A 26,168-nucleotide genomic window follows, 5' to 3' on the forward strand; every position below is an offset into this window, starting at 1 on the left:
TTCCGTTGGCCGGAAACGCCCGTATTCTTCTGTCGGCCTGTACGGAGAAGACCCGTGCGCTAGGCCATGCGCTCCGACAACCCCAGCGAGCGGCCGACAATCTCCAGCATGATCTCCGAGCTTCCCGCATAGATCCGCGACACTCGCGCATCGCGGTACATACGGCTGATCCGGTATTCGTCCATATAGCCGGCTCCGCCGTGGAACTGCAGGCAATCGTCGATCAGGCGATTCTCCAGTTCCGAAGTCAGCAGCTTGGCCGAGGCGGCCGTCGGCGCATCCAGCCGCCCGGCGTTGTGCTCAATGACCAGTGTGTCGATCCAGGACTGCATCGCGTCGAGTTCCGCATGCTTGCGCGCCAGTGCGAACCGTGTGTTCTGGAAAGCGCCCAGCGGACGGCCGAACGCACGTCGCGCCTTCACATAGTCCAGCGTCAGGTCCAGCGCCACCTGCGCGTGCGCGACCGACTGGCAGGCACTGAGCAACCGTTCTTCCGCCAGTCCTTCCGCCAGGTAGCCAAGCCCCTTCGCGGGGTCACCCAGCAGGTTGGCATCCGGTACGAATACGTTGTCGAAGAACAGTTCTGCCGTGTCCTGCGCGTCAAGGCCAAGCTTGTCCAGCTTGCGCCCCCGCTCGAAGCCGGGCATGCCGCGTTCCACCAGGAAGAGCCCGAAGGCGCGTGGCTGGGCCGGATCGGTGCGGGCCACCACGATGACCGCATCGGCATTCAGCCCGTTCGAGATATACGTCTTCGTGCCCTGCAGCAGCCAGCCGCCGTCGGCTTTCCGCGCGCGCGCCTGGATGCCCGCCAGGTCCGAGCCTGTTCCGGGCTCGGTCATGGCAATGGCAAGGATGCGCTTGCCGCTTGCCGCATCGGGCAGCAGCCGCGCCTTCTGTTCATCATTGCCCAGGCGTGCGATGTATGGCGCTACCAGCCGTGAATGCAGCGTAAAGAACACGCCGATGTCGCCATGCCGGATCATCTCTTCGTACAGGATCTGTTCGTAGCGGAAGTCCGCCATGCCGGCGCCCCCATACTGCTCGGCGGCCCACATCAGCAACAGGCCCTGCTCGCCGGCCTTCTCGAAGACGGTACGGTCACAACACCCGCTCTTGCGCCAGGCATCGACATGCGGCGCCACCTCCTTGCGGATGAACCGTGCCACCGCGTCGCGGAACTGGTCGTGCTCGGGCTCGAAGATTCTCCGTTTCGTGCTCATGCCGCCTCCTTGCTGTAGAACGGCTCGCCGCGCCGTGCGCGTTCGCGAAGGGCCTGCGTAGGCCGGAACCGGGAGCCGTAAGCATCGGCAAGCGCATCGCAGGCAAGCACGAAGGCGCGTACGCCAATGGTGTCGACCAGCGACAGAGGCCCGCCAGTCCATGCCGGGAAACCGAGCCCAAGGATGGCGCCAATGTCTGCGTCTTCCGGCGCCGAGATCACGCCTTCTTCCATGCAACGGACCGATTCCAATGCCTGGACATGCAGGAGACGCCGCTTCACTTCTTCCAGTCCGGGTTGCTGTCGCGCCGCCGGGTACGCTTGCGCCAGTCCCGGCCACAGGTGCTTCCTGCCGCCCTCCGGGTAGTCGTAGAATCCGCCGCCGCGCTTGCGGCCCAGCCTGTCAATGGCATTCATGCGGGCGATGACCGGCTGTGCGTGGATGCGGCGCAGCGGCTCGGGCACACCGTCCGCCTCGGCCTGCCTGACCACGCGCTGCTGCAGGTCCAGCGACACTTCGTCCAGCACGGCCAACGGGCTCACCGCCATGCCGGCCATGCGGGCGGCGTTTTCGATCAGCGCCGGCTTGACACCCTCGGCAAGCATCGCCATTGCCTCGTCGACGTATGCGCAGAAGATGCGGCTGGTGTAGAAGCCCGGGCTGTCATTGACCACGATGGGCGTCTTCCTCAGCCGGGCAGCCAGGTCCATCGCGTGCGCCAGGGTTTCGCGCGATGTCCGCTCGCCCAGGATGATCTCCAGCAAAGGCATGCGGTCCACCGGGGAGAAGAAATGCATGCCGATGAAGCGCTCCGGCCGGCCGGTGCCCGTGGCCAGGCTGGTGATGGGCAAAGTGGACGTATTCGAAGCAAAGATTGCCGTGGGCGATAGCACGGTCAGCGCACGGGCGATCACATCGGCCTTGACAGCGCGGTCTTCGAACACGGCTTCGATCACGAAGTCGCAACCGTCGAGGTCGCCGTAATGCGCCGTCGCGTGAATCAGCTTGCCGGCGTGCTGCGTGGGTTCGCTTTGCGTCGTTGACACCGCCGCGCGGGTTGCCATCTCCATGGCGCGGAGCCGGCCAGCGGCCGCTTGCTCGCGTGTGGCATCGAGCAGTACCACTTCGATGCCGGCCCGCGCAGCGGCGAACGCGATGCCTGCCCCCATCATGCCTGCGCCGAGAATCCCGAGCCGTTGTGCCGCCCCCTGGGGAATGCCCTGCGGACGGTGCGCAAGCCGCTCGTAGCGCTTGCGGTTGACGAACTGCGTGCGGACGAGGTTGCGTGCGACCGGGTCTGCGGCGAGTTGCGCGAAGTACTGAGCTTCGATCGCCATGCCGCGGTCGAAGGGAAGCTGCGTGCCTTCATAAACCGCCGAAAGAATCGCCAGCGGCGCCGGATAGTTGCCGTGCGTACGGCTGCGGACTTGCGCGATGCCGGTATGGAAGCTGCGCAACGCATGCTCGGCCAGCGCGCCGGCGCCCCCTGGCAGGCGGTAGCCGTCCCGGTCCCAGGGCTGGCGCGCACCGCGATTGGCCAGCAGCCAGCGCTTGGCGCGCATTACCAGCTCCGCGCATGGTGCGATCTCATCCACGACGCCGAGCGCCAGCGCGCGCTCGGGGGCGAGGGGGGTGCCATCCAGCAGCAGCGGCAACGCGGCTTCGATCCCGAGCAGGCGTGGCAGGCGCTGGGTTCCGCCACCGGCCGGCAATAGGCCGACCCCGACTTCCGGCAGCCCGACGCGCGTATTGGGCGCATCCGACAGCACGCGGTAGTGGCAGGCCAGGCAAAGCTCCAGCCCGCCGCCGAGCGCCGTGCCGTTGATGGCGGCAGCGAACGGCTTGCCGCCGGTCTCCATGCGGCGCATGAAAAGGTTCTCGGCGACGAAGCCGGGCAGCGCGCTTCGCCCCTGCGTCAGCGCTGCCTCCAGCCGGCCAAGCACCGCGTTGAGGTCGGCGCCGGCGAGGAAGCCGTCCTTGCCGGAAGTGATGATGGCGCCGACGATCGCGTCGTTGGCCAGCACGTGCTCGACCGCCTCGCTCATCCCAGCCGTCAAGGCCGGCGTATAGACGTTGACGGGCCGATCGGCGCAGTCGATTGTAATCAGTGCAATCCCGTCTTGATCGACGGAAACGGAAATGGGCTTCATCAGTACGTTTCCTGATTGGGGGTGCGGTATGGCTTGACCATAGTCCGCAGGTTAAACACGCTCGATCAGCGTCGCGGTGGCCTGGCCGGCAGCAGCGCACAAGGTAACCAGCCCACGGTGCAGGTCGCGACGCTCCAGTTCGTCGAGCAGCGTGCCCAGCAGCATGGCACCGGTCGCACCCAGCGGATGGCCCAGCGCAATCGCACCGCCATTGACGTTGACCTTCGCGTGGTCGATATCGAAGGCCCGCATGAATACCAGCGGTACGACGGAGAACGCCTCATTGACTTCGAAGAGATCGATGTCGGCAATGCGCAAGCCGCTGCGCGCCAGCAGCTTCTTCGTGACGGGGACCGGCCCCCCCAGGTTCATGTCGGGATCGCTGCCAAGCGAGGCAAAGTGGCGGATGCGGGCGCGCGGCCTCAGGCCGGCGCGTTCGCCGAACGCCTTGCTGCCGACCAGCACCACGGCGGCGCCATCGACAATGGCGCTGGCGTTTCCGCTTGTGTGGATATGCTCGATCTGCTCCAGTTCCGGATAGCGCTGCAGGGCGATCGCGTCGAAACCCTGCTTTCCGGCGCCGGCAAACGCAGGCGCCAGCTTCTTGAGGCCTTCCATGCTGGTCTCGGGCCGGACGGCTTCATCCCGCGCCAGGACGACGTCGCCGATCACGTTGCGCACCGGAATCAGCGATCGGTCAAAATGACCTTGCTGGCTCGCATGCGCCGCGCGCTTCTGGCTCTCCAACGCGTACGCGTCCACGTCGTGACGCGTCAGGCCCTCCAGGGTGGCTATCAGGTCGGCCGCCACGCCATTCGGCATGTAGGGAAACTGCCGCGTAATGGACGGATCGGTATAGATTGCACCGCCATCCGAGCCGATGGGCACGCGCGACATCGATTCGACGCCGCCGCCGAGGGCCGCTTCGATCTGGCCGGCCATGATCGCCGCCGCGGCCTGGTTGACGGTATCGAGGCCGGATACACAGAAGCGGTTGAGCTGGTAGCCCGGCACGCTCTCGCCGTAGCCCGCTGCCAGCAACGCGATGCGCGTCAGGTCGGCACCTTGTTCGCCCAGGGGCATGACAATGCCCAGGCCCGCTTCCTCGATCAGTGTCGGATCCAGCTCATGGCGCTCGCGCAGCGCACGCAGCGTCTGCACGGCGAGCGAGACAGGCGTGATGTCGCGCAAGGCTCCGGTGTCGCGGCCCCTGCCGCGCGGCGTTCGGACGGCGTCATAAAGAAAGGCTTCGTTCATTTCGATTCCTGGTCTGCATGGGTTCGGACCGGGCGGCAAGCGCGCGCGGCCTCCGCGGTACCACATATTTTGCGAAAGGATTATGTTGTGCCGCCCGGGCGACTCGCCTCGTTCAAAGGGATGAATATTCGGTGGGCTTCGGTCTGCCCGGCCTCCGAGGCAGCATCGGCAGACATCTCCCAGCCTCCACATGAGGTACTTCAGCAGCCTGAACTGGGGCGTGACTAGGGTAAGTCCGCATTCGGATATTGTTAGGGCCATAAGCATAATTGTTTCGGGAGGCCCAGGTGCTCACGGTGCGATGCATCGCGATGAGGAGACCCGCATGACAATCAGGGGGAGAAAGAATGAAAGATCTTGTCAGCAAGAAGCGCCGTTTTATCTTGAGCGGGCTGAGCATGGCAGCGCTGGCATCGATGCAGAAGCCGGCAATGGCTCAACGCGGGACGTGGCCGGATCACCCTATCAAGCTCGTGGTGCCAGTCGCCCCTGGCGGAGTTGCCGACGCTATCGCGCGCCGATTTGCAAAGAACGTGGCGGAACAGCTCGGCCAGCAGATAGTCGTGGAGAATCGCCCCGGCGCCAGCACAATCATCGGAACCCTTGCCGTCGCGAAGGCCCCACCGGACGGCTATACGATTCTCCTCGCGCAGACCTCTCATATCCAGAATCCAATTCATTTCAAGAAGGTCGCCTATGATCCGCTGAAAGATTTCACGCCTCTGGGCAGGATCGGACTAAGCGCAACGGTTGTTGTGGTTCGTCCGGATTTGGGCGTAAAGAATGTCGATGAATTCGTTAAAGCCGCTCGAGGTAAGCGCTGGAGCTATGGCGCAGGGTCAACCGGACCGCAGGTGATTTTGGAGATTTTCAATAAGGAGAATGATCTGGGAATGACCGGGGCATTGTACAAAGGGGAGACTCCTGCCCTTACTGATCTGCTTGGTGGCCAGATTGAGATGGGATTGTTTTCCGTGTTTGCTGCCAAGAGCTATCTGCTCTCCGGCAAGCTCACGCCCATTGCCGTTATCGGCGAAAAGCGGGTGGCCTCACTGCCAAATGTGCCGACGTTTGCCGAGCAAGGGCACAACGAGATGAGCTATGGGGGAGGCTGGTATGCCTTTTTGGCACCGGCGAACGTACCGCCGGAAATTGCAGGCCGTCTGAGCATGGCTATCAAGGCATTCCTCGACAACCCGGTCGAGAGAAAGTACCTGGAGGATATGGACGTGATTATAAATTGGACCAATGGTAATGCGTTCGCGCCACAAATGAGGCGGGACATGGAGGCTTGGCGCGGGATGGTAAATCGCTCCGGGGTTGTTATAGAGCAGTAATTTTCTGGAGGAGGATGAGGATATCTGCCATCGCACCGTGGACGTCAATGTCCGAAGCCTGTGGTCTTGCGCGAAGGTCCGGATCGCCCGGATGTCGACGGGGGAGGGCGGGGGACGATCAGGCGCCGCACCTTCAGAAGCCGGCGCGAGATATCCGCCAGGGCGATACAGCACGCCGGAGGAAATGGTTTCTGGCATCCCCTGGCTGAGTTCGGCAGGCGCTGCCTCGGTGATTGGCAGCGCCATGGCAACTGATGCGGGTTACACGGCGGCTTAATCCGGGCAGCCGGAGCTACTCCGCCTGGGCATCGGCACCGAGATTGTTGATCATCAGGAGCAGCGCACGGCGAGTCGTCTCCACTTCCTTGGCCGGAATGCCATTCAGTGCCAATGCGTTGACTTCTTCGGCAAGCGGAACAAGCAGCTTCTTCAGCTTCCTGCCCAGAGGCGTCAGGAACACGTAGATATTCTTGCGGTTGTCGGGCCGCTGCTCGAGACTGACGTAACCCAGTTTTTCCATGGCTTTGAGGGCGACTACCGTGGTGGGTTCCATCACGCCTGCCTCTATGCTGAGCTCGCGCTTCGTCAGGCCGTCGCGCTCCCATAGGATGCGCAGGAAGGTCCAGTGCCCCAACTGCACATCGTGGCGGGCAAGCCTCGTCTGCAGCGCTCGCAAGAATCCCCGCGTTGCGTCCTTGACGAGATGTGCCATCCGATCGTTGGGGACTGCTTCGTGCCAGTGCCGCAGCATGCGACTGGCAATTTCGGTATCTCTGGTGTTGCTCGGCATGGAAAGGTCCGGAGGCTCTTCAAGAGGAATTTGTTTATGAGCCTAATATTAACATCATGCCGGAAATGGACTGCGCGGACACGGATCGGCAGGTGGAGACCGCGAGAGCGGATCCGGCGATGTGGCTGCCGGATATCCGCTGACAGGATCATGCTACTCGGCGACTACCTGGGCCATCTTGATGGCTTCGGCATAGCGCGCTGTCTCGTCGCTGAGCGCCTTGGCGTAGTCCGCGCTCGACCCACCCACCGGCTCTATGCCAGCGACGTGCAACTGCGCGATGACTTCGGGCATCTTGACGGCATTCGCGACGGCGTCTGCCATCTGCTTCACCACGGCCTCAGGCGTTCCCGTCGCCGCGAGCACGCCAACGGTCACGGCATAGTCGTACCCGGGCACCACTTCCGAGATCGCCGGAATCTGCGGTGCGAGCCTGGACCGCTGCAGTGAGTTGGTGCCAAGGATCTTCACCTGGCCAGACTTCACGAAGCCCGATAGCGAGGGCAAGGCGGCGAACACCACTTGCACCTGGTCCCCGATCAGCGCCGGGACGGATTGGCCTGAGCCGCGGAAGGGAATGTGCCTGATATCGATCTTGAGTGAGGCCTTCAGCGCTTCCATCGATAGTTGATGCGTGCTCCCTATGCCGGACGAGCCGTAGTTGAGCTGGCCAGGCTTCGACTTTGCAAGAGCAATGAATGATTGAAGCGAGTTTGCCGGCACACGGGCATTGACTGCCAGAAACAACGGAGATCTCGCCGCCAATGAGACCGGCACGAAATCGCGCTTGGGCTCATAGGACAGGTCCTTGTAGATCGCAGGGTTGATTGTCATCATCGACCCGTCGGTGACCAGAAAGGTATAGCCGTCGGCGGGACTCGTCTTGAGCGCCTGCGCAGCTACCACGCCGTTGGCGCCGGGACGATTCTCGACCACGAATGGCTTGCCCAGCCGTTGTGTCAATTGCTGCGACAGGATACGGGCAACGGTGTCGGGCAGACCGCCCGGCGCATAGGGAACGATCAGCCGGATTGCCTTGTTAGGCCAGGGATCAGCGCCTGCCGGCGCCGCCGTTGGGGCGAATGCGGCGGCCGTCAGGCACAGGCATAGGCACAGCTTGCGCCGTGCGAGATGGTTGGGGGGGCGTCTCATGGTGTCTCCTCTCTTTATATAGTGCGCCGCTATGTCGGGTAAGTCTGATGCGGCAACTCGATGTCCCGGGCCTCACGCGCCGAAGACAGCATCGCGAGGCAGACTTCGAGCGTGGCCTTGGCCCAGGGTCCGCCGTGGATTGGGCGCCGTCCGTGAACGACGGCGTCAATCAGTTCGTCGATGACCTCGAAACGCGGCACCGACGGTGCCGGCAGCGGGATGTGTTCCCGTTCCCTATCGCCATAGACCCAGATGCCGTCTGGCATGGGGCGGATGTCGGCATGCTCGCAGCTGACGATGACCGGCCCGAAGTGCTGGTGAGCGAGCGGGGGGGCCGCGCCGGCGGGCGATGTCCAGGATGGCCCGCCGTAGGTGGCGTCCGCCTTGAGTCGTGTTTCCGCCTCGGCCGAGCCGATGCCGGCCAGCCTGCGCCGCGCCTTGCCATAGTCCTCTTCGTGGGCCGGGAAACCCATTTCGGTGAATCCGCCGTTCCACGGGTCCGAGTCGAAGCGGCCATAGCCGCTATAGGTCAGGGAGGCATAACTCCCGTTCTCGAACCAGAGCATGGCGGAATAGGCGCCTTCGGTCGGTCTGGATGGATCCCATCGGCCAAGCGTCGCCCGGACCCGACTGGCCGGGGAACCGGCGAGCAGGCGGACCACGTCGACCTGGTGCGCTGCCTGGCTGAAGACAACGCCGCCGCCAGCCTCGGTCTGAAGTTCCTCCGGGCGCCGCGGCCGGTAGAGAAAGTCCGTGTAGTTCAGGGCGTGGATCATCCGCACCGCGCCGAAGCGGCCCGAGTCGAGCAGGTGACGAGTGTGCAGGTAGGGGGAGTCAAAGCTGTGGCAATGCCCGACGATCATTTGCACGTTGGCCCGCGCGCATGCCTCGATCATCTGGTCGCACTCCGCCATCGATAAGGCCATCGGCTTTTCGACCAGCAGGTGCTTGCCATTCGCCGCGGCAAGGCATGCGTGGGCGGCGTGAAACTGATGTGGACTGGCAACGTAGACTGCATCGATGGCAGGCGAGCGTGCCATCTCAGACAGGTCCTCGTACACCGGGGCGCCGAAATCGCGCGCAAACTGCCGGCGCGCGGTGTCACGCGGGTCGCAGGCGGCGGCGAGGACCACGCGATCGTCCGCGAGGAAGGTGGGCAGCATGAGCGAAAATGCCCGGCCGAGGCCGACGACGCCCAGGCGCACCTTTCCGTCAGGTTTCCGTTTCATAGCTCGATCACGAGTTCGGCGCTTCTCGCACGCGAGACGCAGATCATCACCTGGCCTTCCAGTTCCTCCGGCATCAGGACCATGTCGCGGTGGTCCGCCTCGCCCGCCACCAGCGTGGTGCGGCAAGTACCGCAGGTTCCGCTCTCGCAGGAAGAAGGGACCTCACAGCCATGCTGACGCAGGACATTCAGGATACTCATGCCCACCGGAACCTCGAAGCGCTGTCCGGTACTGTTCAGCACAACATCGAACGGCTTGTCGTCCACGCGCACCTCGCCTCCCTCGTTGAAGCTCTCAAAGTGGATCTTCGTGGCGGGCCAGTGACCCGACATGTCACGCACGGCGTTCATCAGCCCGCGCGGCCCGCAGCAGTAGACGTGCGTGTCGCAGGGCTGCTCCAGCACCGGCCACAGGTCGAATGCCTTGTCGGGATCCCCGAAGTCATGATGGATCGTTACCTTGCCCCGGAGTTCGGGTGACTGCAACTCATCCAGGAACGCGGTGGCCCCCGGTGAGCGCGTGAAATAGTAGAGCTTCCACTTGGCCGTCGACAGTTCCCCAAAGCTGCGGATCATCGACAGGATGGGCGTGATGCCGATGCCACCGGCGATGAAGATGAACGCCCTGGCATTGCCGACGAGAGGGAATGCATTCTCCGGCACGCCAACGGGAAGCAGGTCGCCTTCCCTGGCGTCGTCGCAAAGGCTCATGGAGCCGCCCTGGCCGTTGGCGTCACGCTTCACCGTGATGAGGTAACGGTGACGTTCCGCGGGGTCGTTGCACAGCGAGTACTTCCTCGGCAGGCCGTTGGGCGTCTGCACCTTGATATGCGAGCCTGGCGTGAAAGGAGGCAGGTCGGTGCCATCGGGCTGCACGAGCTCGAAGCTGCGGATCCCTTCCGCCGGGTCATGGATGCGGGCGATACGCAAGAGCATCTGCGTATCGGCGAGGGGCTGTGTGGTGGTCGTCATGAGTTTCTCTTGTCAGGCGTCGAACCGCATCGACAGGTCGATGGCGCGCACGTCCTTGGTCAGCTTGCCGCTGGATATCCGGTCTACGCCGGTGCTCGCGATGGCGCGCAGCGATTCCCAGTCCACACCCCCCGATACTTCCAGCAGCGCGCGCCCGGCGTTCAGGGCGAAGGCCCGGTGCATTTCGTCCAGGCTGAAGTTGTCCAGCAGAACGTTGGTGGCGCCTGCCGCGAGCGCATCTTCCAGTTCCATCAGGTTCTCGACTTCGATCTGGACGGGCACATCGGCGCCGAGGTGCCTGGCCCGCTCGAGTGCCTCCTTGATCCCGCCCGCGGCCGCGATGTGGTTTTCCTTGATCAGTATCCCGTCCCACAGTGCCATGCGGTGGTTGACGCCGCCGCCAACGCGAACGGCGTACTTCTGGGCCTGGCGCAGCCCGGGCATGGTCTTGCGGGTGTCGAGCATGGCGCAGCCCTTCGGGTTCGGCGATACATTGGCGATGCGCTCGGCATAGCGGCGCGTCACCGTTGCCACGCCGGACAGCATCTGCAGGAAATTCAGTGCCGGGCGTTCGGCAGATAGCAGCGCCCGCGCATCGCCTTCCAGGCGAACTAGCTCGTTGCCCGCCGTCGCCGTGGCACCTTCGGGGACCAGCCATTCGACCGACGCGCTCGGGTCGAGGCGCAGTATGCAAGCGCTGAACCATGGCTGGCCCGCTATCACCGCGCTCTCCCTGGCGATCACGCGAGCGCGCATGCGCCTGTCGGCCGCCACTAGCTGAGCCGTCCAGTCGGTGCGCCCGATGTCCTCCCGCAGGGCATCCTCGACATTGCGATGCAGCGCCTGCTCCAGGCTCTCGTTGTACTCGAACATCCTTGCTCCCAGGGGCACGCGCCGCAGCACGATCTGCGCGCGCGATCATGTCAAATGCTATATGACTCGTAGGTGGACGGATGGAAGATGTCTTCCACCGGGACCAGGCGCTCGGACAGTCCCTGGCCATGGTGATGCCGTACAAAGGTCTCCAGGGTCCTGCGGTTCGCTTGAACGCCGTAGGACCAGTAGTCCTCGCCGAGCGTCTCGCGAGCGGCCTTCAGCATCTCCTCGACAAAAGGCATGGTCACCTTCGTCGCCGACGTGTCGGACAGCTGTTCGAGTGCGTGGTCCTTGGACTGGCTGAACGCCTTGAACACCGCGCCGGGAAGCCAGGGATGGGCTTGCGCCAGGGTCTTCCGGACGCCAACCACGTGCATGATCGGAAAGACACCCGTGCGACGGAAATAGTCCTTGGCTTCCGCGGTGGGATCATCGAACAGCCAGGCAATGTTCTCGTTGCGCAATGCCGTGGCGCCAGGCGGCCGGGGCGCGATAAAGCCGTCGATCTCGCCACGGTCGAGCATGTCCGAGATCGTGCGTCCTTCCGGCGCGGGCTCGACGCGAACGTCGGGCGGCAGCTGGAGCTTGATCTTCTCCGGGCGGCCCGGCGTATCAATGCCGCCGCGCACCCACGTGACGTCGGATGGATGGACCCCGTACTCGTCCTGGAGGATCGCTCGGGCCCATACGATTGCGGTGAGCTGGTATTCGGGGACGCCGATGCGGCAGCCCTTCAGGTCTTCAGGCCGCTTGATGCGGTCCTTGCGGACATAGATGGACGTATGGCGAAAAGCACGGGAGAGAAAGACGGGGACGGCGATGTACGGGCAGTCGCCACGCGAGTGCTTGACCAGATAGCTCGAGAAGGAAAGCTCCGAGATATCGAAGTCCTGGCTGCGCATCGCGCGGAAGAACATCTCCTCGGGGGTGAGGGTCATGTAGACCGGATCGACGCCGTCGATCTGGATGCGGCCATCGAGCAGGGCGCGGGTACGGTCATAGTCGCCCATGGCGACGGAAAGGCGTAGTTTTGTCATCGTGCGATGGCTCCGGGGGCTGGGTCTGATGAATGGAAAGGCGCCGGGAGCGTCCTACGCCGTGATCGAGTAAGAGGGCTCGAACTCCGGCCGGTCCTGGCCATCGGCCCATACGTAGGAGACAGCGAAGGTCCGCCAGTCGTCCGACTTCGGCACGACGGCCTGGAACGCGCAGACGTCGGCGGGAACCGCGTTGGCGCCGGTGCCGATCGCCTCGCTGCCTTCCTGAAAGGCCTTGACGGCATCCAGCATCTGCTTGCGGAACTCGACGATGGCGAGATCGCTGGCACCGAGCCGGTCATGGGTTCGGTCAGCAATCGGCCCCATGGTCAGCCACATTGCCACGTCCTGATTGGGAAAGCCTGAGATGCCGGTGAAGTTGCCAGCCTTCATGGCCTGGCGATCCTGCCAGAAGCGGTTTTCCATATTTCGCAGCGGCCGGTAGGACGGGTCCAGGTCGACGCCCACGGTCTGGCGGAGGAACTTGCGCCAGGATTCGGTCTCGGGTGTCTGCGCAGGATGGCCCCAGGCGATAAAGTAGAACGCCGTGTTCGTGTCATCCATCGGGACGTTGACGTTGGCGACGTTGTAGAGATTGTTTGGAGGAATCAATGCCGTCGCGGGGGCAACGAACACGGTCGAGCGGACGTAGTCGTGGGTCTGCGCCTGCTGGATGGGCCGGCGAATGGCGGCATAGCGGAATCCGTAGCCGCCGCGCTGCACCTGCAAGCGCGGCGCCTTGTCGGTCGAGGGACGGAGCCAGAGGTTCGAGGTGGCCTTTGCGCTGCTCACCCGTGCCGGAACCATATCGGAGCTGTGCAGGCTGGAGCTGTGGGCCGAATCGATCGCTCCCTCGAGCACTTGTGCCCAGTTGCATGGCAGGAGCACCTTGGCAATGCTCACCCGGGCCTCTTCGCTCGGCGCCCATTGTGGCGGCGTAAATTCCGGTACCGAATCGGCCGGCCCCATATAGGCCCATACCATCCCGCCCCATTCCTTGTTGGGATACGCCTTGTGCTTGACCTTCTGAGCCATGCAGCTCGAGGGTGGCTCCGAAACCATCTCCAGCACGTTGCCTGCGACGTCCATCTTCCAGCCGTGGTAGAGGCAGCGCAATCCACCCTCCTCGTTGCGCCCGTAGACCAGAGAGGCGCGGCGGTGCGGGCAGTATTCGTCCATCACGCCGACCCGGCCATCGCTGTCGCGGAATACCACCAGGTCTTCCCCGAATACGCGAGATTTCACGGGCGCACCGTCAGGTTCCGAAACCTCCTCGATCAGGCATACCGGAGTCCAGTGCCGGCGCATCAGTTGTCCCATCGGCGCGTCGCCTTCGACTCGGCACAGCAGTTCGTTGTCTTCTTTGGTGATCATTTCTGGGCACTCCTGGCGGACGTCTCCCGGGTAGGATCGGTCGTGCACATCGGTTGTTTTGGTTAATAAAACTTAGTTGACTAAGCATAATGAGGTGAGGCGGCAATGGCAAGAAGGCAGAACGAAAACCAAGGGAAAATACTTAGTGGCATAAGTATATTTTCAGGGGCGCGGGCTCGGCGGGCATATGCGAAAGCCGGCATCGGCCGAGCGGATGGGGGGCGAAGGAGAGGGTAATGGGGAGCCGTCACGCGAGCGGGCGCGTCTGGCATGGCGCGGGAGGCACAAATGGCGCGCAGCATGTACTCGCCGGGTGCGAGCGTCATTGCAACTGCATCCGGTCGTCGTTGCTGCCGACGGTGAGGAGGTTCTGCGTCTTGTCGAGGTGACGGTCGCCGCATCGCGTGCGAACCCGGTGCCCGACCAGCTATCGCGGGCGAGGTGCCCGACATGCCCGTCCGGGTCGGGCACCGGTGGTACTTCGGCCGCCTGGCTGGTTCGGCGGCTACTCCGCCAAGGACAGATTGTTCGCACAACTGTGTGTGCGCAAGCCGGAGGAGGATGCGCAAGCGCAGACGTACTCCGTCAAGGGCTTGCGCACCGCTGTCGCCGGCGGGATCAAGGCCTCGATCGGCAAGGTGGAAGGCGACAACGGCATGTGATGGGTCCCTCGCCGCCCGGCAGCCGGATCATTCGCTGATCTCGACCTCCATGTTGGTGATGGTCGGGAAGTGCTTGTCCTGTTTCAGGTTGACGGTAAACGCCACCCCCTTGCGCTTGCCTGCCATGAAGCCGGTATTGCCATCCAGGTCGGACACAGCATCCTGCAGCGGCGGCGTCAGTTGCTTGTAGAAGGCCAGCACCTGCTCGATGCTGTCGGTGGTCTGCAGCCTGAGCACGCGCCTGGCCTTGGCGTTGCTCAAGGCATCCTGCGCGGTGCGATGGACGATTGCCCGCGGGTACAGCGGCACTTGCGGCGAGAATCCCTTGGTGAGCCTGATCGGCCTGGCCGTCGTGTTGCCGGCATCCAGCGTGATGGTCTCCACCTTGGCGATCTTCTCGCCGCCGTCGGTCTGCAGGTCTTCGGGCACGTCCTGGCTCCACGTCACCAGCGGTTGTGCCTTGGTGCGGTCGAAGCCGGGCCGAAGGAAGACGGACAGCCGGCCGTGCTGGTCGTCCTGGCAGCCATCCTTGCCGCATTCGCGGTGCACCAGCGCCGCGGCGAGCACGTCACCGCGCTCGTCTACCAGCACGGCCGCGCGTTCGGCGCCGTGCGACAACTGGCGGCGCGACGACAACAGGCGCTGGCCGTCGGGGAGTTCCTGTTCGGCCCGGTTGGTGCGCGACTGCAGTCCGGACAGGATCTGCTCGGCCAGCAAGCCATCCTCCCAGTAGTAGGTACCGGACGCGTTGCCCGCAAATCGGGCCACGGCGAGATCCAGCGCGGGGGCATCCCTCGTTTCCCTGTGGCTGGTGTCCAGGACCAGGACGGCATCGGCGGCCAGGGCATAGGGCGCGGCGCCGAGGGTGGAGAGCAGCAAAGCCAGTGCGGCGCAGTGGACGGGACGAAATCGAAAAGTCATGCAGTGAGCGGAAAAAGGTAACGATGTCAGGCCGGGAAACAAGTAAAACGGACGCCGGAGCGCCCGTTTTGACGGAAGGCTGCGAAGCCTTATGTGATTAAAAGTATACTTGCTAATGCCGGGTAGTTGAAGCCGGGCACGGATGACGGTGGCGGCGGCGACGACAGGTGGATCGAATAACCCTGCATTTGAATGGATGCATAGCGAGATATGAACAAGAAGATTTCAGTATTCCTGATGGCCGCCGGCACGATCGGGCTTTCCGCACCGGCTCACGCACAGGCGGACCCGGCTGTGCTCAAGGGTATGTACGAGATGTCCCGCAACGTCGCTGGCCTCACCAGCTACTGTGTCGGAAAGGGCTTCCTGAAAGCGGACAGCATCAAGAACGCCAGGAAGATGGTGGCTTTGATGGCGGGGCTTCCCGGCGTCGACACGAGCGGGGGCGATGCCAGCGAGGCTGCGGGTTTGCGCGGCAAGGTGAGGCTGTCCGACGGCAGGGAAGATGGGATTGAAAGCAGCCCGCTCGGCGTCAGGCAGTGGTGCAAAGACTCGGCGCAAGGCGTGTCGGACGGCTTGAAGAGCGCTGCTGCCGGCTGATCGCGCGGCCGCGCAGAGACAGCCTTCGGCGGCTTCGGTGCCAACCGCGCAGGCACCGCACGGTACCGCGCCCAGGCTCCCGCGCAAAACCGCATATCGACACGCGTTCTTATTCCTTAAGGATTGAACCGCCACGGGGTAAGTTCATGTTCCAGCCGCGTGGCGCCTTTCATCCCGGCGCCGCGGCGTTACCGAGAACCAGGAACAGGAGCCTACGATGAGCGTGGAAATCATTGGCATGATCCAGAGCCAGAAGCAGTCGGAAATCCATCCGGCCAGCGGCCCGGTGGTGGATCGCGACTATGTGCGGGCGTTTGCGCAAGCGCATGAGAACGCCGGTTTCGACCGCGTGCTGGTGCCGCATCACTCCACCGGCCCTTCCGCCACACTCACCATCGCCTACGCGGCAGCCGTGACCGAGCGGGTGCATTTCATGCTGGCGCACCGGCCGGGCTTTACCGCTCCCACGCTGGCGGCCAGGCAGATTGCTTCGCTCGACCAGTTCAGCGGCGGCCGGCTGGGCGTGCATTTCATCTCTGGCGGCTCGGATTCGGAACAGCAGCGCGACGGCGATTTTCTCGGCCACGACGAGCGCTATGCGCGTACCGATGAATACCTGGGCATCCTGCGGCGCATCTGGACGGAGGACAAGCCGTTTGATCACGAAGGCAAGTATTACCGCTTTACCCAGGGCTTCTCGGAAGTGAAGCCGGCCCAGAAGCCGCATGTGCCGATCTTCTTCGGCGGGGCTTCGGACGCGGCGATTGAAGTCGCCGGACGTCATGCCGATGTCTACGCCCTGTGGGGCGAATCGCTCGACCAGGTTCGCGACATCACCACGCGGGTGCGCGCCGAAGCTGCCAGGCATGGGCGGCAGGTGCGTTTCTCGGTCTCGTTCCGGCCGATCCTGGCGGAAACCGAAACGGCGGCATGGGCCCGCGCCAATGCCATCCTCGAAGAAACGCGCCGCGTGCGCGAAGCAGCCGGCCTGGGGCAGGGCGGCCCGCAGCAAAGCGAAGGCGCTCGCCGCCTGCTGGCCGCCGCCGACAAGGGCCCGCGCCTGGACAAGCGCCTGTGGACGGAGATCGCCAAACTGACCGGCGCGCGCTCCAACTCCACGGCGCTGGTCGGCACGCCGGAGCAGGTGGCCGACGCGCTGCTGGACTACTACGACCTTGGCGTGACCACCTTCCTGATCCGCGGCTTCGATCCGCTGGAGGATGCGGTGGACTATGGCCGCGAGCTGATCCCGCGCGTGCGCGAACTGGTGGCGCAGCGCGATCTCGCCACCGGCGCTGGCCGCAAGGCAGCCTGAAAAGGATGGCGAGCGGCATCATGACGACATCCCGAAGACAATTCCTGCGCTACGGCGCGGCGGCGGCAGCTGCGGCAAGCGGCGCCTTGCCGTTTGCCGTTTCCGCCCAGGGGCGGCCCGTGCTCAAGGCCGGCGACCAGAAGGGCGGCCTGCGGGCGCTGCTGGAAAGCGCCGGCGAGCTGAAGGGCCTCGCCTACGATATCCAGTGGACAGAGTTTCCCGCCGCCGCGCCGTTGGCCGAAGCGCTCAACGCGGGCGCCGTGGATTCCGGCCCGATCGGCGATGCGCCGGCCATTTTCGCGCTGGCCGCCGGCACGCCCATCAAGATCATCGGCGCCAACCGCTCGGACCCGTTCGGCACCGCCGTGCTGGTGCGCGCCGATTCGCCTCTCAAGACGGCGGCGGACCTGCGCGGCAAGAGCATCGGCACCAACCGTGGTTCCATCGGCCATTTCGTCGCTCTGAAAGCGCTGGAATCGGCCGGGCTCAAGCCGGAGGACGCCAGCCTGCGCTTCCTGCCGCCTGCGGACGCCAAGCTTGCCCTGGTCAACGGCTCAGTCGATGCGTGGGCCACCTGGGAGCCCTACACCGCGCTGGCCGAGACCAGCGGCCACGCACGCGTGCTGGTCAGCGGGCGCGGGCTGTGGTCGGGGCTGAGCTACCTGGCGGTGACGGACAGCGCGCTGGCTGCCAAGCGTGAAGTGCTGCGCGATTTCCTGCAGCGCGTGGTGCGCGCGCAAGTGTGGTCGTACCAGCATGTGGACAGCTTTTCCGCCGCGCTGGCGCGCATCATCGGCATCCCGCCGGAGGCGGCGCGGCTGCAGTTCGAACGGCGCCATACGCAATGGCGCAATATCGATGCGCAGTTGATCGCCGAGCAGCAGCGCACGGCGGATTTCTACCTGAAGTCCGGGTTGCTCAAGCAGCGGCTGGATGTGCGGACGACGTTCGATACCGGCTTTCCGCTGGCTGTCTGAGGCGCCGCGTTGGCGGCCGCGCCTGCCTGCCCGGTTTCATGGTGGAGGCAGCGCTGGCGGCGGCTGTGGCCGGCGAGCCGGCATCTCTCGCCCAAGCTCAGGGTGTTGATCGACTTCCTGGGCGAGCGGCTGTTCCCGTGCCGCTAGCTAGCTACTAGCTACTAGTGCAGCGGCAGCGCGAGATCGGATTCACGCAGGCTGACTACCCGGTTGCGGCCGCTGCGCTTGGCCTGGTACAGCGCCTCGTCCGCGCTGGCATATGCCTGTTCGAAGCTGGTGCCGGGCGGGTTCCAGCTCACGCCGAAACTGGCCGTCACCTGCAGGCTCCGGGGCAGCGCAAACGCGTGGTTGGCGATATGCAGCCGCATGCGTTCCGCGAGCTTGACCGCGCCGTCGAGCGTGCGCCCCGGCAGCAATGCGGCGAACTCCTCGCCGCCCACCCGGCCGATCAGCCCGCCATCCGGCACGGTTTGTTCCAGGCAGTCGACGACACCGCGAATCACGGCGTCGCCCACCGGATGGCCAAGCGTGTCGTTGACCCGCTTGAAGTGGTCGATGTCGAGCACGATCAGCGACAGGCTGCCGCCGGCAAGCAACGTTCCGGCCCGCTCGATGATGGCGCCGCGGTTCAGCGCGCCGGTGAGCGTATCCCGCGTCGCGCGGAACTCCAGTTCGCGCGCCAGGTCCTGCAGCCGGTGGTTGAGCCGGTTCATTTCCAGCTCTTCGCGGTCGCTGCGCCGTATCAGGCGCCGTGTCTCGCGCATGAGCCGTTCGTAATGGCCAATCAGGTCGCCGAGCTTGTCGCGGTACGCCTGGGCGCCGGCATCGGGATTGGCGAATACCGCCCTGGCACCGGCCAGGACGCTGTTTTCCGACTCGAAAAGATCTGGCTCGGTCATGCGCGGCTCAGCTTGTCGTCGTGGCGTGGTCGAAGAATGCGATGGCCGGAAAATCGGCGTGCAGGTCCTGGCCGAATTCCAGGATGGTGTCATCGTCCACGTCGTGATACCAGTGCAACGTCACCCGGTTGCCCTTGTCGGCCGCATCGTTCATGGCATCGAACATGCTGAACAGCACCTTGGTGCTGGAGCTGTTGAAGTAGGTCAGCGCAACGTGGACGGTGACCTCCGTATCCTCGCACGCAGCCAGGTACTTGCGCAGGCGCAGGATCACGTCGCCGTAGAACACGGCGGCATTCTCCGGATAGGACTCGCCCCTGAGCGAGAGGGTGTGCTGCTTGAAATCGAAGCTCACCTCGGGCGAGGTCGGCGTGGCGGCTATGAACAGGTTTTCCATCAGGTTCCCTTTTGATCCCGTTCAGATTGTTCAGATGGTTGCGGTGAGGAAGAACATGGTCGAGACCGGGTCCGTATCGATAGGCTGGAAGCTGTACTCCAGCGGCGCGCTGGCGTCGCGGGCCACCGTCAGGAAGCCGAGGCCTGCGCCCTTGCTGCCTTCCGGCGCTTCCGCGCGCATGGTTGCCTTGTACGCCTGCTTGATCTGGTCCAGCGTCATGCTGCGCAACGGCTCCAGCGCGGCGCGCAGTTGTCCCACCCTCGCGACCGCCACCGGGTTGGAGCACATCAGCCGGTAGCGGTCGTCGACCATGCAGATGCAGACCGAGCCGTGCCGCAGCTGGTTGCTGTCCTGCGTGGGCGGGGTCAGCGCATCGGACGAGTAATGGACGATGTTCTGCGCCATCTCCACGAACGAGGAGAAGAGCTTGCGCCGGGTCGATCCGTCCACGCCGCTTACCGTCAGTTGCAGCCGCACCGCGTCCGACATCGCCGCAATGATGTTCTGGGAAAAATAGCCGACGTAGTAGAAGATCACGTTGCGTTCCCTGGCCATTTCAAAGAATGGGCCATATTCGTTGTCAATCGAATTACCGTTCATATCTGGACTATCGAACGCGAACTATTGAACGCGAAAACAGAAAAAAGTGAGATCGTCGCGGCGGCGGTGATGGCCTTGCCATGCGCGATACTGATCCAGCACCGCCTGGTTGATCTGAGCCGCCGAGGCATGCCGGCTTGCCCGGATCGCTTCGCGGATACGGCGCTTGCCAAAGGCAATCTCCTTGGGGCCGCCGATCTGGTCGATCAGCCCGTCGGTGGTCACGAACACCACGCCGCCCGGCTGGGTCTGGATCACGCGGTTCCGCCACGCAAAATCCAGGTCTGTGTCGACATAGCCGACGCCCGTGCGCTCGCCGTCCAGGATCTCGCCTTCTTCGTCGCCGGGCTGCAGCACGAACAAGGCGCTCTTGGCGCCGGCGAACGCGAGCCGCCGGCTGGCGTTGTCGAACCAGAAGAACGCCGCATCCATGCCGTCATTGGACCCGGGCGTGTCGTCGTCGCCATCGATCTGGCCCAGCATCTGCTTGATGCCACGGTTCACCGCCGCCAGCAGCGCCCCGGGGTCGCGCGGGCCGCGCTGCTCGATGGCCTGGATCAGGATGGACGAGGAAATCAGGGTCAGGAACGCGCCCGGCACGCCGTGGCCGGTGCAATCGGCCAGCGCGGCGAACCAGCCATCTTCAAAGGCGGCAAAGTGATAGAAATCCCCGCCGACCACATCGCGTGGCTCCCACACCAGGCTGGCGTCGCCAAGCGTTTTGGCAAGCGCCTCGCGAGAGGGGCGCAGCATCGAACGCTGGATGGTGCTGGCGTAGTCGATGCTGTGCATGATCTGGCGGTTCTTCTCGGCCTGCATGTCCGCGACCACGCGCATCAGCTGCAAGCCATGCCCGATGCCAAGGAAGCGGCCATCCCGCGCGATGATGAAGCCGTCGGCAAGCGCCTTCTCGCCATACTCCACCGCCTTGAAGGTCAGGGCCTCGATGCTCATTGCGGCATCGACCACCAGCGGCTCCTTGTCCATGAAGGCGATGCAGCTTTTGCGGTTATACAACTCCCGGTGATAAGGCTTGCTCATCTGCGACATGAAGATCGCACGATTGATCAGGCCGATCGGCGTGCCGTTCTCGGTCACCGGCAGGCTGGCAAGGTCCCGGTGCTTGCCGAATACATCCAGCACTTCCTGGTTGTTCTGCTCCGTGGTCACCGATGGCGTGGTGACGCAGAGATCCTCGGCACAGGGCTGCCGAAAGCGGGAACGAGCCAAGTGTGAGTCAACCGGAACGTCAGGCATCGCCAGGGCATTCGGACTATTGGGAAGCCGCCGATTGTATGGCGCGCGCATGACGGTTACGTGACATGTGACGCACGGCCCATCCTGCTGGATGTAGCGTCGCTAGCCACCGCTAGTCGGTTGCCGGCGCGCTCGCTTCCTTTAGTGCCGCCGCGTCATACTCACGCGCCGCGTCGGCGGCGCGGCCCTTTCCCAACACGCGGAAGGTGGCCGGATCGGCGCCGTCGATCGCCACCAGGTTCACATAGCCGACGATGTAGGCGTGCTTGCGGTCGCGCGCGAAGTCGGCGTCGAGGAATTCGAGGGTGGGCAGGTGCACGCGCCTGGCCGATACCGGGCGGCGCCCGAAGAAGAGCTGCTCGCCGGCCAGCAGGAAGCCGGGGTGGGGCACCTGCAGCGCATCGTGCGGCGCGGCCACCTTGAGCGGCTTGTCGTCGCAGAACAACTGTGCGTCGTCCCACGCGTAGCAGCCCGCGATGCGCAAGGTATCGGGGTTCACACCTTTTTTGGCCGTGCCGCGATGGAAGGCGCGGCTGGCATCCCGGGCCCACGAACGCTGCAGCACGGTAAAGCCGGCGGGATCGACCTTGCGCAGGGCTTGCGGCGTTTCATAGTGGTTCGGTGCGTAGAACACGGTGACGCCGTCGCTGAGATAGCCGTCCCCCAGCGCTTGCAAGCTGCATATCGGCCGCGAGGAAAGCAGGGTCAGCTCGCATGGGCCTTCGCTGTACCGGTGCAGCCAGTGGATACCATGCGCATCGCCACAGAACACGCCGGTAAAGCCGTGGCCAACGGGCAGTTCCCGCGCGGCAAAGGTGTCCGGATCGAGCCCGGTGAGGCGATGGCCGCCGTATAGCACATCGCGCGCTGGCGTGGCTTCTGCGGCTGGCGCCTGCAGGCGGTGCCACCAGTAATCCTGCAGCGTGGGGAGAGCGGCGAAGAAGTCCCGCCAGCGCTCCACCTCGTCCTGGTCGAGCGCGGTCCTGCGCTTGCCGTCGTCGATCGGGCCGAGCTTGTCGGTCATGCGCAGCGGGCCGTCGCCATTAGGCGCCACCACCAGGCTGGCGCGGTCGGCATCGATGCGCTGGCCGAAGTAGTAGACATGCCTGGCATCCGCAATGTAGTTGCCCGGGAGGCCCACCACGGTGGCGCCGTCGGCGCCGATCACGCGCTTGCCGTTGAAGTAGGCCGACTCTGCGTCCACCGCGTAATAGGCATGCGTGCAGGCCACCGGCTGCAGCGGGCCGCTCTCCGGCCAGTGCCAGCCCTGGTAGGTGAGCGGCCGGAAGGCCTGCGGGCTGCGGGTGCGGATGGTCTTGCCGGTAATGAAGTATGCCTGGCGCGCATCGCGGGCGTAGCGCTCGTTCAGGACTTCGAAGGTGGCTGGGTCGGCGTCTTCGATCCGGTAGAAGTAGTGCCAGGCCGTGCCGCTGCCTTGCTGGGCCTGCACGATGACGTGCTCGCCGTCGGTGAACCAGCGTCCGTCGATGCAGCGAAACGCCTGCGGGCGGGCGATGGGCAGCGGGTTGCCGTCCTTTCCCCAGAGCGGCCGGTCGTTGTATGACCAGATCACGGTATCGCCTTCGATGAAGTACGAAGGATGGTTGGTTGGCTGGCGCGATGCAGTCATGAAAGGCCGTTCAGGATGCCGAGTGGAGCAAAGCCGACATGGTAAGTGGTAATCCAGCACAGGCCAATGCCCTCCGCTTTTCATGATTGCAATTAACGGCCAGAAATTTTCCTCGCCCATATGTAGCGCGCCGGCCGCTTGCGGCCGGCGGCAGAGGCGTGCAGGATGTGGGGCGGTAAGCAAAACCCATCAATGAATTGGACGAACTGGAGACCTTATGCCGTACATGCTGCTCATCGTCGAACCGATTGGCCAGCGCGCCGGGCGCACCCCGGAACAGGGGCGCGAAGCCTACGCCAGCATGCAGCGCTTTGCCGAAGGCCTGAATGCGCGCGGGGCGCTGCTGGGCGTCAACTCCCTCACCTCGGAAACCAACGGTGTGCGCGTGCAGGTGAGGGAGGGGCGGCGCGACCTGCTTGACGGCCCGTTCGCCGAGGCCAAGGAAATGATCGGCGGCTACTTCCTGGTCGACTGCGCCACGCAGGACGAAGCCATCGCCATCGCCGCCGAATGCCCCGCCGCGGCGTGGTGCACCGTGGAAGTCCGCGAGGTTGGCCCTTGCTTCATGTAAGGCCGCTGGGGGGCCGCGGCGTGGCGCAGATTAGGTAGTTACCCTGCGTCGGGATTTTTTTCGCATTGCGTGTCGATCAGGGCGCGCGTGGTTCGTCGTACCGGTAAGAGCCACCGAAACGGCAAGGCTCGCTACCGACAACGGATTACCCCGAGTACAAGGAGAACTGCAATGCGATTCATGATCCTGGTGAGAGCCACGCAAGGCAGCGAAGCCGGCACGATGCCGGAAGAAGGCCTCTTCGCCGCGATGGCGGCCTATCACGAGCAACTGGCCAGGGCGGGCGTGTTGCTGGACGCCGCCGGCCTCAAGCCCACCTCCGCCGGCTGGCGCATCCGCTATGCCGGCGGACAGCGCACGGTCATCGACGGACCGTTCGCCGAGACCAAGGAAGTGGTGGCGGGCTACACGCTGATCCAGGTGCGCAGCCGCGATGAAGCCATGGAATGGGCGCGGCGCTTTCCCTCGCCGCACGGCGAACTGGCCGACGGCGAGATCGAGGTACGGCAGCTGTTCGAGCTGGAAGACTTCGGGCCCAGCCCGTCGGTGCAGCGCTTCCGCGACATTGGCGCGGGCCAGCATTGAACCCGGCGCCAGACCCGAAACCCTCCCAGCCAGCCAATCCTCGGACACCCATCATGCTCAAGACCATCCTGCTAGTCGCCTTTTCGGTTGTCGCCCTGTTGCTGATCTTCACCGCCACGCGCCCCGATACCTTCCGCGTGGAACGCAGCGCCAGCGTCAAGGCGCCGCCCGAACGCGTGTTCGCGCTGATCAACGACCTGCACAGCTTCAACCAGTGGAACCCGTATGAAAAGAAGGACCCGGCGCTCAAGGGCACCTACGGCGGCACGCGCAGCGGGCAGGGCGCCGCCTATGCCTGGGAGAGCGACAAGGTGGGCGTGGGACGGATGGAGATCGTCGACACGGTGCCCGCCTCCAGGGTCACGATGAAGCTGGATTTCTTCAAGCCGTTCGAAGCCCACAACACCGCCGAATTCACGCTCAGGCCGGAGGCCGGTGCCACGCGCGTCACGTGGTCGATGCAAGGCGCCGTGCCGTTCTTCGCCAAGCTGGCGCACCTGGTCTTCAACATGGACAAGATGGTGGGCAAGGACTTCGAGGAAGGGCTGGTCAACCTGAAGACGCTGGCCGAGGCGCCGGCGGCCCGGTAAGCCCCGGCCATCTCCAGACATGCACGCCAACACGCGATTCCGGATTCCAAGGACAACATCATGCATAAGCAAATCTACCTGAACCTTGCCGTGGCCGACCTGCAGCGCTCGCAGGATTTTTTCAAGGGCCTGGGATTTACCTTCAACCCGCAATTCACCGACGACAATGCCGCCTGCATGGTCATCGGCGAGAACATCTACGCAATGCTGCTCAAGCATGAATTCTTCAAGTCCTTCACCACCCGCAAGCTGTGCGATACCTCCGACAGCACGGAAGTGCTGATCTGCATCTCCTGCGAAAGCCGTGCCGAGGTGGACGCCCTGGTCGCCAAAGCCGTGGCCGCCGGCGCAACGGCGCCGCGCGCACCGCAGGACCACGGCTTCATGTATGGGCACGGATTCGATGATCTCGACGGGCATATCTGGGAATTGATGTATATGGAGCCCTCGGCGCCCGGCGTGACCAGCGCGGCCTGAAGCACATGGTGACGACGACACCGACGCAGCGGGCGATTGAAGCCGTCTGGCGCATCGAATCCGCCAAGGTCATCGCCCACGTTGCGCGCGTGGTGCGCGACGTGGGGCTGGCCGAAGAACTGGCGCAGGACGCGCTCGTTGCCGCGCTGGAACACTGGGGCGAGACCGGCGTGCCGGACAATCCCGCTGCCTGGCTGATGACCGCGGCGAAGAATCGCGCGCTCGACCATTTGCGCCAGCAGGCACTGCACGCCCGCAAGCACGAGCAGATCGGCCACGATCTCGAAGCGATGGAGGCTCACGTGGTACCGGATTTTGTCGATGCGCTGGATGCCGCGCGTGCGGACGATATCGGTGACGACCTGCTGCGGCTGGTCTTCACCGCCTGCCATCCGGTGCTCTCCACGGATGCGCGGGTCGCCATGACGCTGCGCTTGCTGGGCGGGCTGACCACCGAGGAAATCGCACGCGCCTTTCTCACGCCGGAGGCCACCATCGCCCAACGCATCGTGCGCGCCAAGCGCACTCTCGGCGCGGCCCGCGTGCCCTTCGAGGTGCCCGGCCCGCAGGCACGGGCCCCGCGCCTGGCTTCGGTGCTGGAGGTGATCTACCTGATTTTCAACGAAGGTTATTCCGCCACGGCTGGCGACGACTGGATGCGCCCCGCGCTGTGCGAGGAAGCGCTGCGCCTGGGCCGCACGCTGGCTGGCCTGGTGCCGGAGGAAAGCGAGGTGCACGGACTGGTGGCGCTGATGGAGATCCAGGCCTCGCGCACGCATGCGCGGGTGGATGCGCAGGGCCGCCCGGTGCTGTTGCCCGACCAGGACCGCAGCCGCTGGGACCACTTGCTGATCCGGCGCGGGCTGGGCGCGCTGGCGCGGGCGGAGGAACTCGGCGGCGCGCTCGGGCCCTATGCCTTGCAGGCGGCGCTGGCGGCCTGCCACGCCCGCGCGCCCAGCGCGGAGGAGACCGACTGGACGCAGATCGCCGCGCTCTACGATGCGCTGTCCCAGGTAGCGCCGTCCCCGGTGGTGGCGCTGAACCGCGCGGTGGCCGTCGGCATGGCCTTCGGCCCCGAAGCTGGCCTGGAACTGGCCGATGCGCTCGTTGCCGCGCCGGCGCTGGCGAAGTACCACCTGCTGCCCAGCGTGCGCGGGGACTTGCTGTTCAAGCTGGGCCGTCTGGATGAGGCCCGTGCCGAATTCGAGCGCGCGGCGGGCATGACGCGCAACGCCCGCGAGCGCGAGTTCCTGCTCGGGCGGGCGCGCGATGCGGGGGCCACCCGGTCGTGACT

26 protein-coding genes are annotated in these 26,168 nt (G+C 64.7%); 10 read left to right on the top strand and 16 right to left on the bottom strand.

Translation table 11 applies throughout. The features are described from left to right. Positions 1-59: 59 nt before the first annotated feature. Genes CF70_RS23185 through CF70_RS23195 form a run of 3 tightly spaced genes read right to left on the bottom strand, consistent with a single transcriptional unit; the run spans position 60 to position 4,627 of the window. Positions 60-1,220 carry an acyl-CoA dehydrogenase family protein gene (locus CF70_RS23185; protein ID WP_035870268.1) on the bottom strand — a complete coding sequence of 387 codons (1,161 nt, stop codon included), beginning with the start codon at positions 1,218-1,220 and terminating at the stop codon, positions 60-62. Beyond that, on the bottom strand, positions 1,217-3,370 hold the full coding sequence (locus CF70_RS23190; protein WP_035870270.1) for a 3-hydroxyacyl-CoA dehydrogenase NAD-binding domain-containing protein: 2,154 nt from the start codon (positions 3,368-3,370) through the stop codon (positions 1,217-1,219). The genes CF70_RS23185 and CF70_RS23190 overlap by 4 nt, the downstream gene beginning before the upstream one ends. Before the next feature lie 51 nt (positions 3,371-3,421). Further along, positions 3,422-4,627 (bottom strand): acetyl-CoA C-acetyltransferase, encoded by a 1,206-nt coding sequence (locus CF70_RS23195; RefSeq protein WP_035870272.1) that lies wholly within the window; start codon positions 4,625-4,627, stop codon positions 3,422-3,424. Positions 4,628-4,974: 347 nt separating this feature from the next. Here CF70_RS23195 and CF70_RS23200 point away from each other — a divergent pair, with 347 nt between their 5' ends. Continuing rightward, positions 4,975-5,964, top strand: a complete 990-nt coding sequence (locus CF70_RS23200) for a Bug family tripartite tricarboxylate transporter substrate binding protein (protein WP_035870273.1) — start codon at positions 4,975-4,977, stop codon at positions 5,962-5,964. A gap of 292 nt (positions 5,965-6,256) precedes the next feature. On the opposite strand, the gene CF70_RS23205 is transcribed toward CF70_RS23200, so the two are convergent. From CF70_RS23205 to CF70_RS23235, 7 genes are all read right to left on the bottom strand, one after another. Beyond that, positions 6,257-6,754: a MarR family winged helix-turn-helix transcriptional regulator gene (locus tag CF70_RS23205; RefSeq protein WP_035870275.1), complete on the bottom strand. Its 498-nt coding sequence runs from the start codon at positions 6,752-6,754 to the stop codon at positions 6,257-6,259. 153 nt (positions 6,755-6,907) lie between these two features. Beyond that, entirely contained in the window at positions 6,908-7,906 is a 999-nt protein-coding gene (locus CF70_RS23210; protein ID WP_035870277.1) for a Bug family tripartite tricarboxylate transporter substrate binding protein, read from the bottom strand. Positions 7,907-7,935: 29 nt separating this feature from the next. Then, positions 7,936-9,135 (bottom strand): Gfo/Idh/MocA family protein, encoded by a 1,200-nt coding sequence (locus tag CF70_RS23215; RefSeq protein WP_035870280.1) that lies wholly within the window; start codon positions 9,133-9,135, stop codon positions 7,936-7,938. After that, on the bottom strand, positions 9,132-10,106 hold the full coding sequence (locus CF70_RS23220; RefSeq protein ID WP_035870283.1) for a PDR/VanB family oxidoreductase: 975 nt from the start codon (positions 10,104-10,106) through the stop codon (positions 9,132-9,134). The genes CF70_RS23215 and CF70_RS23220 overlap by 4 nt, the downstream gene beginning before the upstream one ends. A 12-nt stretch (positions 10,107-10,118) precedes the next feature. Then, on the bottom strand, positions 10,119-10,979 hold the full coding sequence (nadC, locus tag CF70_RS23225) for a carboxylating nicotinate-nucleotide diphosphorylase (RefSeq protein ID WP_035870285.1): 861 nt from the start codon (positions 10,977-10,979) through the stop codon (positions 10,119-10,121). 50 nt (positions 10,980-11,029) lie between these two features. Then, positions 11,030-12,019: a 4,5-dihydroxyphthalate decarboxylase gene (locus CF70_RS23230; protein WP_035870287.1), complete on the bottom strand. Its 990-nt coding sequence runs from the start codon at positions 12,017-12,019 to the stop codon at positions 11,030-11,032. 54 nt (positions 12,020-12,073) lie between these two features. After that, the gene (locus CF70_RS23235; protein ID WP_035870289.1) at positions 12,074-13,393 is read right to left on the bottom strand and encodes a Rieske 2Fe-2S domain-containing protein; all 1,320 of its coding nucleotides are present in this window, start codon (positions 13,391-13,393) and stop codon (positions 12,074-12,076) included. Between the two features lie 524 nt (positions 13,394-13,917). Between CF70_RS23235 and CF70_RS36735 the strand changes: the two genes are divergently transcribed. Continuing rightward, on the top strand, positions 13,918-14,055 hold the full coding sequence (locus tag CF70_RS36735; protein ID WP_160172285.1) for a hypothetical protein: 138 nt from the start codon (positions 13,918-13,920) through the stop codon (positions 14,053-14,055). 27 nt (positions 14,056-14,082) lie between these two features. Here CF70_RS36735 and CF70_RS23245 read toward each other — a convergent pair whose 3' ends face one another. After that, positions 14,083-14,976 carry a hypothetical protein gene (locus tag CF70_RS23245; protein WP_235185179.1) on the bottom strand — a complete coding sequence of 298 codons (894 nt, stop codon included), beginning with the start codon at positions 14,974-14,976 and terminating at the stop codon, positions 14,083-14,085. A gap of 210 nt (positions 14,977-15,186) precedes the next feature. On the opposite strand from CF70_RS23245, the gene CF70_RS23250 reads away from it, so the two are divergent. From CF70_RS23250 to CF70_RS23260, 3 genes are all read left to right on the top strand, one after another. Next, on the top strand, positions 15,187-15,576 hold the full coding sequence (locus CF70_RS23250) for a hypothetical protein (RefSeq protein ID WP_035870295.1): 390 nt from the start codon (positions 15,187-15,189) through the stop codon (positions 15,574-15,576). A 217-nt stretch (positions 15,577-15,793) separates the two neighbouring features. Beyond that, positions 15,794-16,891, top strand: coding sequence for an LLM class flavin-dependent oxidoreductase (locus CF70_RS23255; RefSeq protein ID WP_035870297.1), 1,098 nt, complete (start codon positions 15,794-15,796; stop codon positions 16,889-16,891). A gap of 20 nt (positions 16,892-16,911) precedes the next feature. Then, positions 16,912-17,868: an ABC transporter substrate-binding protein gene (locus CF70_RS23260; protein WP_035870333.1), complete on the top strand. Its 957-nt coding sequence runs from the start codon at positions 16,912-16,914 to the stop codon at positions 17,866-17,868. A 161-nt stretch (positions 17,869-18,029) separates the two neighbouring features. Here the strand turns inward: CF70_RS23260 and CF70_RS23265 are convergent, their stop codons facing one another. The 5 genes from CF70_RS23265 to CF70_RS23285 all read right to left on the bottom strand — a co-directional run bounded on the left by CF70_RS23265 (position 18,030) and on the right by CF70_RS23285 (position 22,651). After that, positions 18,030-18,767: a GGDEF domain-containing protein gene (locus CF70_RS23265; RefSeq protein WP_035870300.1), complete on the bottom strand. Its 738-nt coding sequence runs from the start codon at positions 18,765-18,767 to the stop codon at positions 18,030-18,032. Positions 18,768-18,774: 7 nt separating this feature from the next. After that, entirely contained in the window at positions 18,775-19,164 is a 390-nt protein-coding gene (locus CF70_RS23270) for a DUF1987 domain-containing protein (protein ID WP_035870302.1), read from the bottom strand. A 30-nt stretch (positions 19,165-19,194) separates the two neighbouring features. Beyond that, positions 19,195-19,764 (bottom strand): SiaB family protein kinase, encoded by a 570-nt coding sequence (locus tag CF70_RS23275; RefSeq protein ID WP_035870304.1) that lies wholly within the window; start codon positions 19,762-19,764, stop codon positions 19,195-19,197. A gap of 21 nt (positions 19,765-19,785) precedes the next feature. Then, positions 19,786-21,021, bottom strand: coding sequence for a SpoIIE family protein phosphatase (locus CF70_RS23280; RefSeq protein ID WP_035870335.1), 1,236 nt, complete (start codon positions 21,019-21,021; stop codon positions 19,786-19,788). Positions 21,022-21,133: 112 nt separating this feature from the next. Beyond that, entirely contained in the window at positions 21,134-22,651 is a 1,518-nt protein-coding gene (locus CF70_RS23285; RefSeq protein WP_051648839.1) for a DKNYY domain-containing protein, read from the bottom strand. Positions 22,652-22,868: 217 nt separating this feature from the next. On the opposite strand from CF70_RS23285, the gene CF70_RS23290 reads away from it, so the two are divergent. From CF70_RS23290 to CF70_RS23310, 5 genes are all read left to right on the top strand, one after another. Then, the gene (locus tag CF70_RS23290; RefSeq protein WP_035870306.1) at positions 22,869-23,222 is read left to right on the top strand and encodes a YciI family protein; all 354 of its coding nucleotides are present in this window, start codon (positions 22,869-22,871) and stop codon (positions 23,220-23,222) included. Between the two features lie 171 nt (positions 23,223-23,393). Further along, on the top strand, positions 23,394-23,807 hold the full coding sequence (locus CF70_RS23295; RefSeq protein ID WP_035870308.1) for a YciI family protein: 414 nt from the start codon (positions 23,394-23,396) through the stop codon (positions 23,805-23,807). A gap of 53 nt (positions 23,808-23,860) precedes the next feature. Further along, a complete protein-coding gene (locus CF70_RS23300; protein WP_035870310.1) occupies positions 23,861-24,397 on the top strand; it encodes an SRPBCC family protein in 537 nt (178 codons plus the stop codon). A gap of 60 nt (positions 24,398-24,457) precedes the next feature. Further along, on the top strand, positions 24,458-24,874 hold the full coding sequence (locus tag CF70_RS23305) for a VOC family protein (RefSeq protein WP_035870313.1): 417 nt from the start codon (positions 24,458-24,460) through the stop codon (positions 24,872-24,874). A 5-nt stretch (positions 24,875-24,879) separates the two neighbouring features. Continuing rightward, positions 24,880-26,166: an RNA polymerase sigma factor gene (locus tag CF70_RS23310; RefSeq protein ID WP_081862318.1), complete on the top strand. Its 1,287-nt coding sequence runs from the start codon at positions 24,880-24,882 to the stop codon at positions 26,164-26,166. The last annotated feature ends 2 nt before the right edge of the window (positions 26,167-26,168 follow it).

It is taken from the genome of Cupriavidus sp. SK-3, assembly GCF_000611145.1.
In the GTDB taxonomy this organism is placed as follows: Bacteria; Pseudomonadota; Gammaproteobacteria; order Burkholderiales; family Burkholderiaceae; genus Cupriavidus.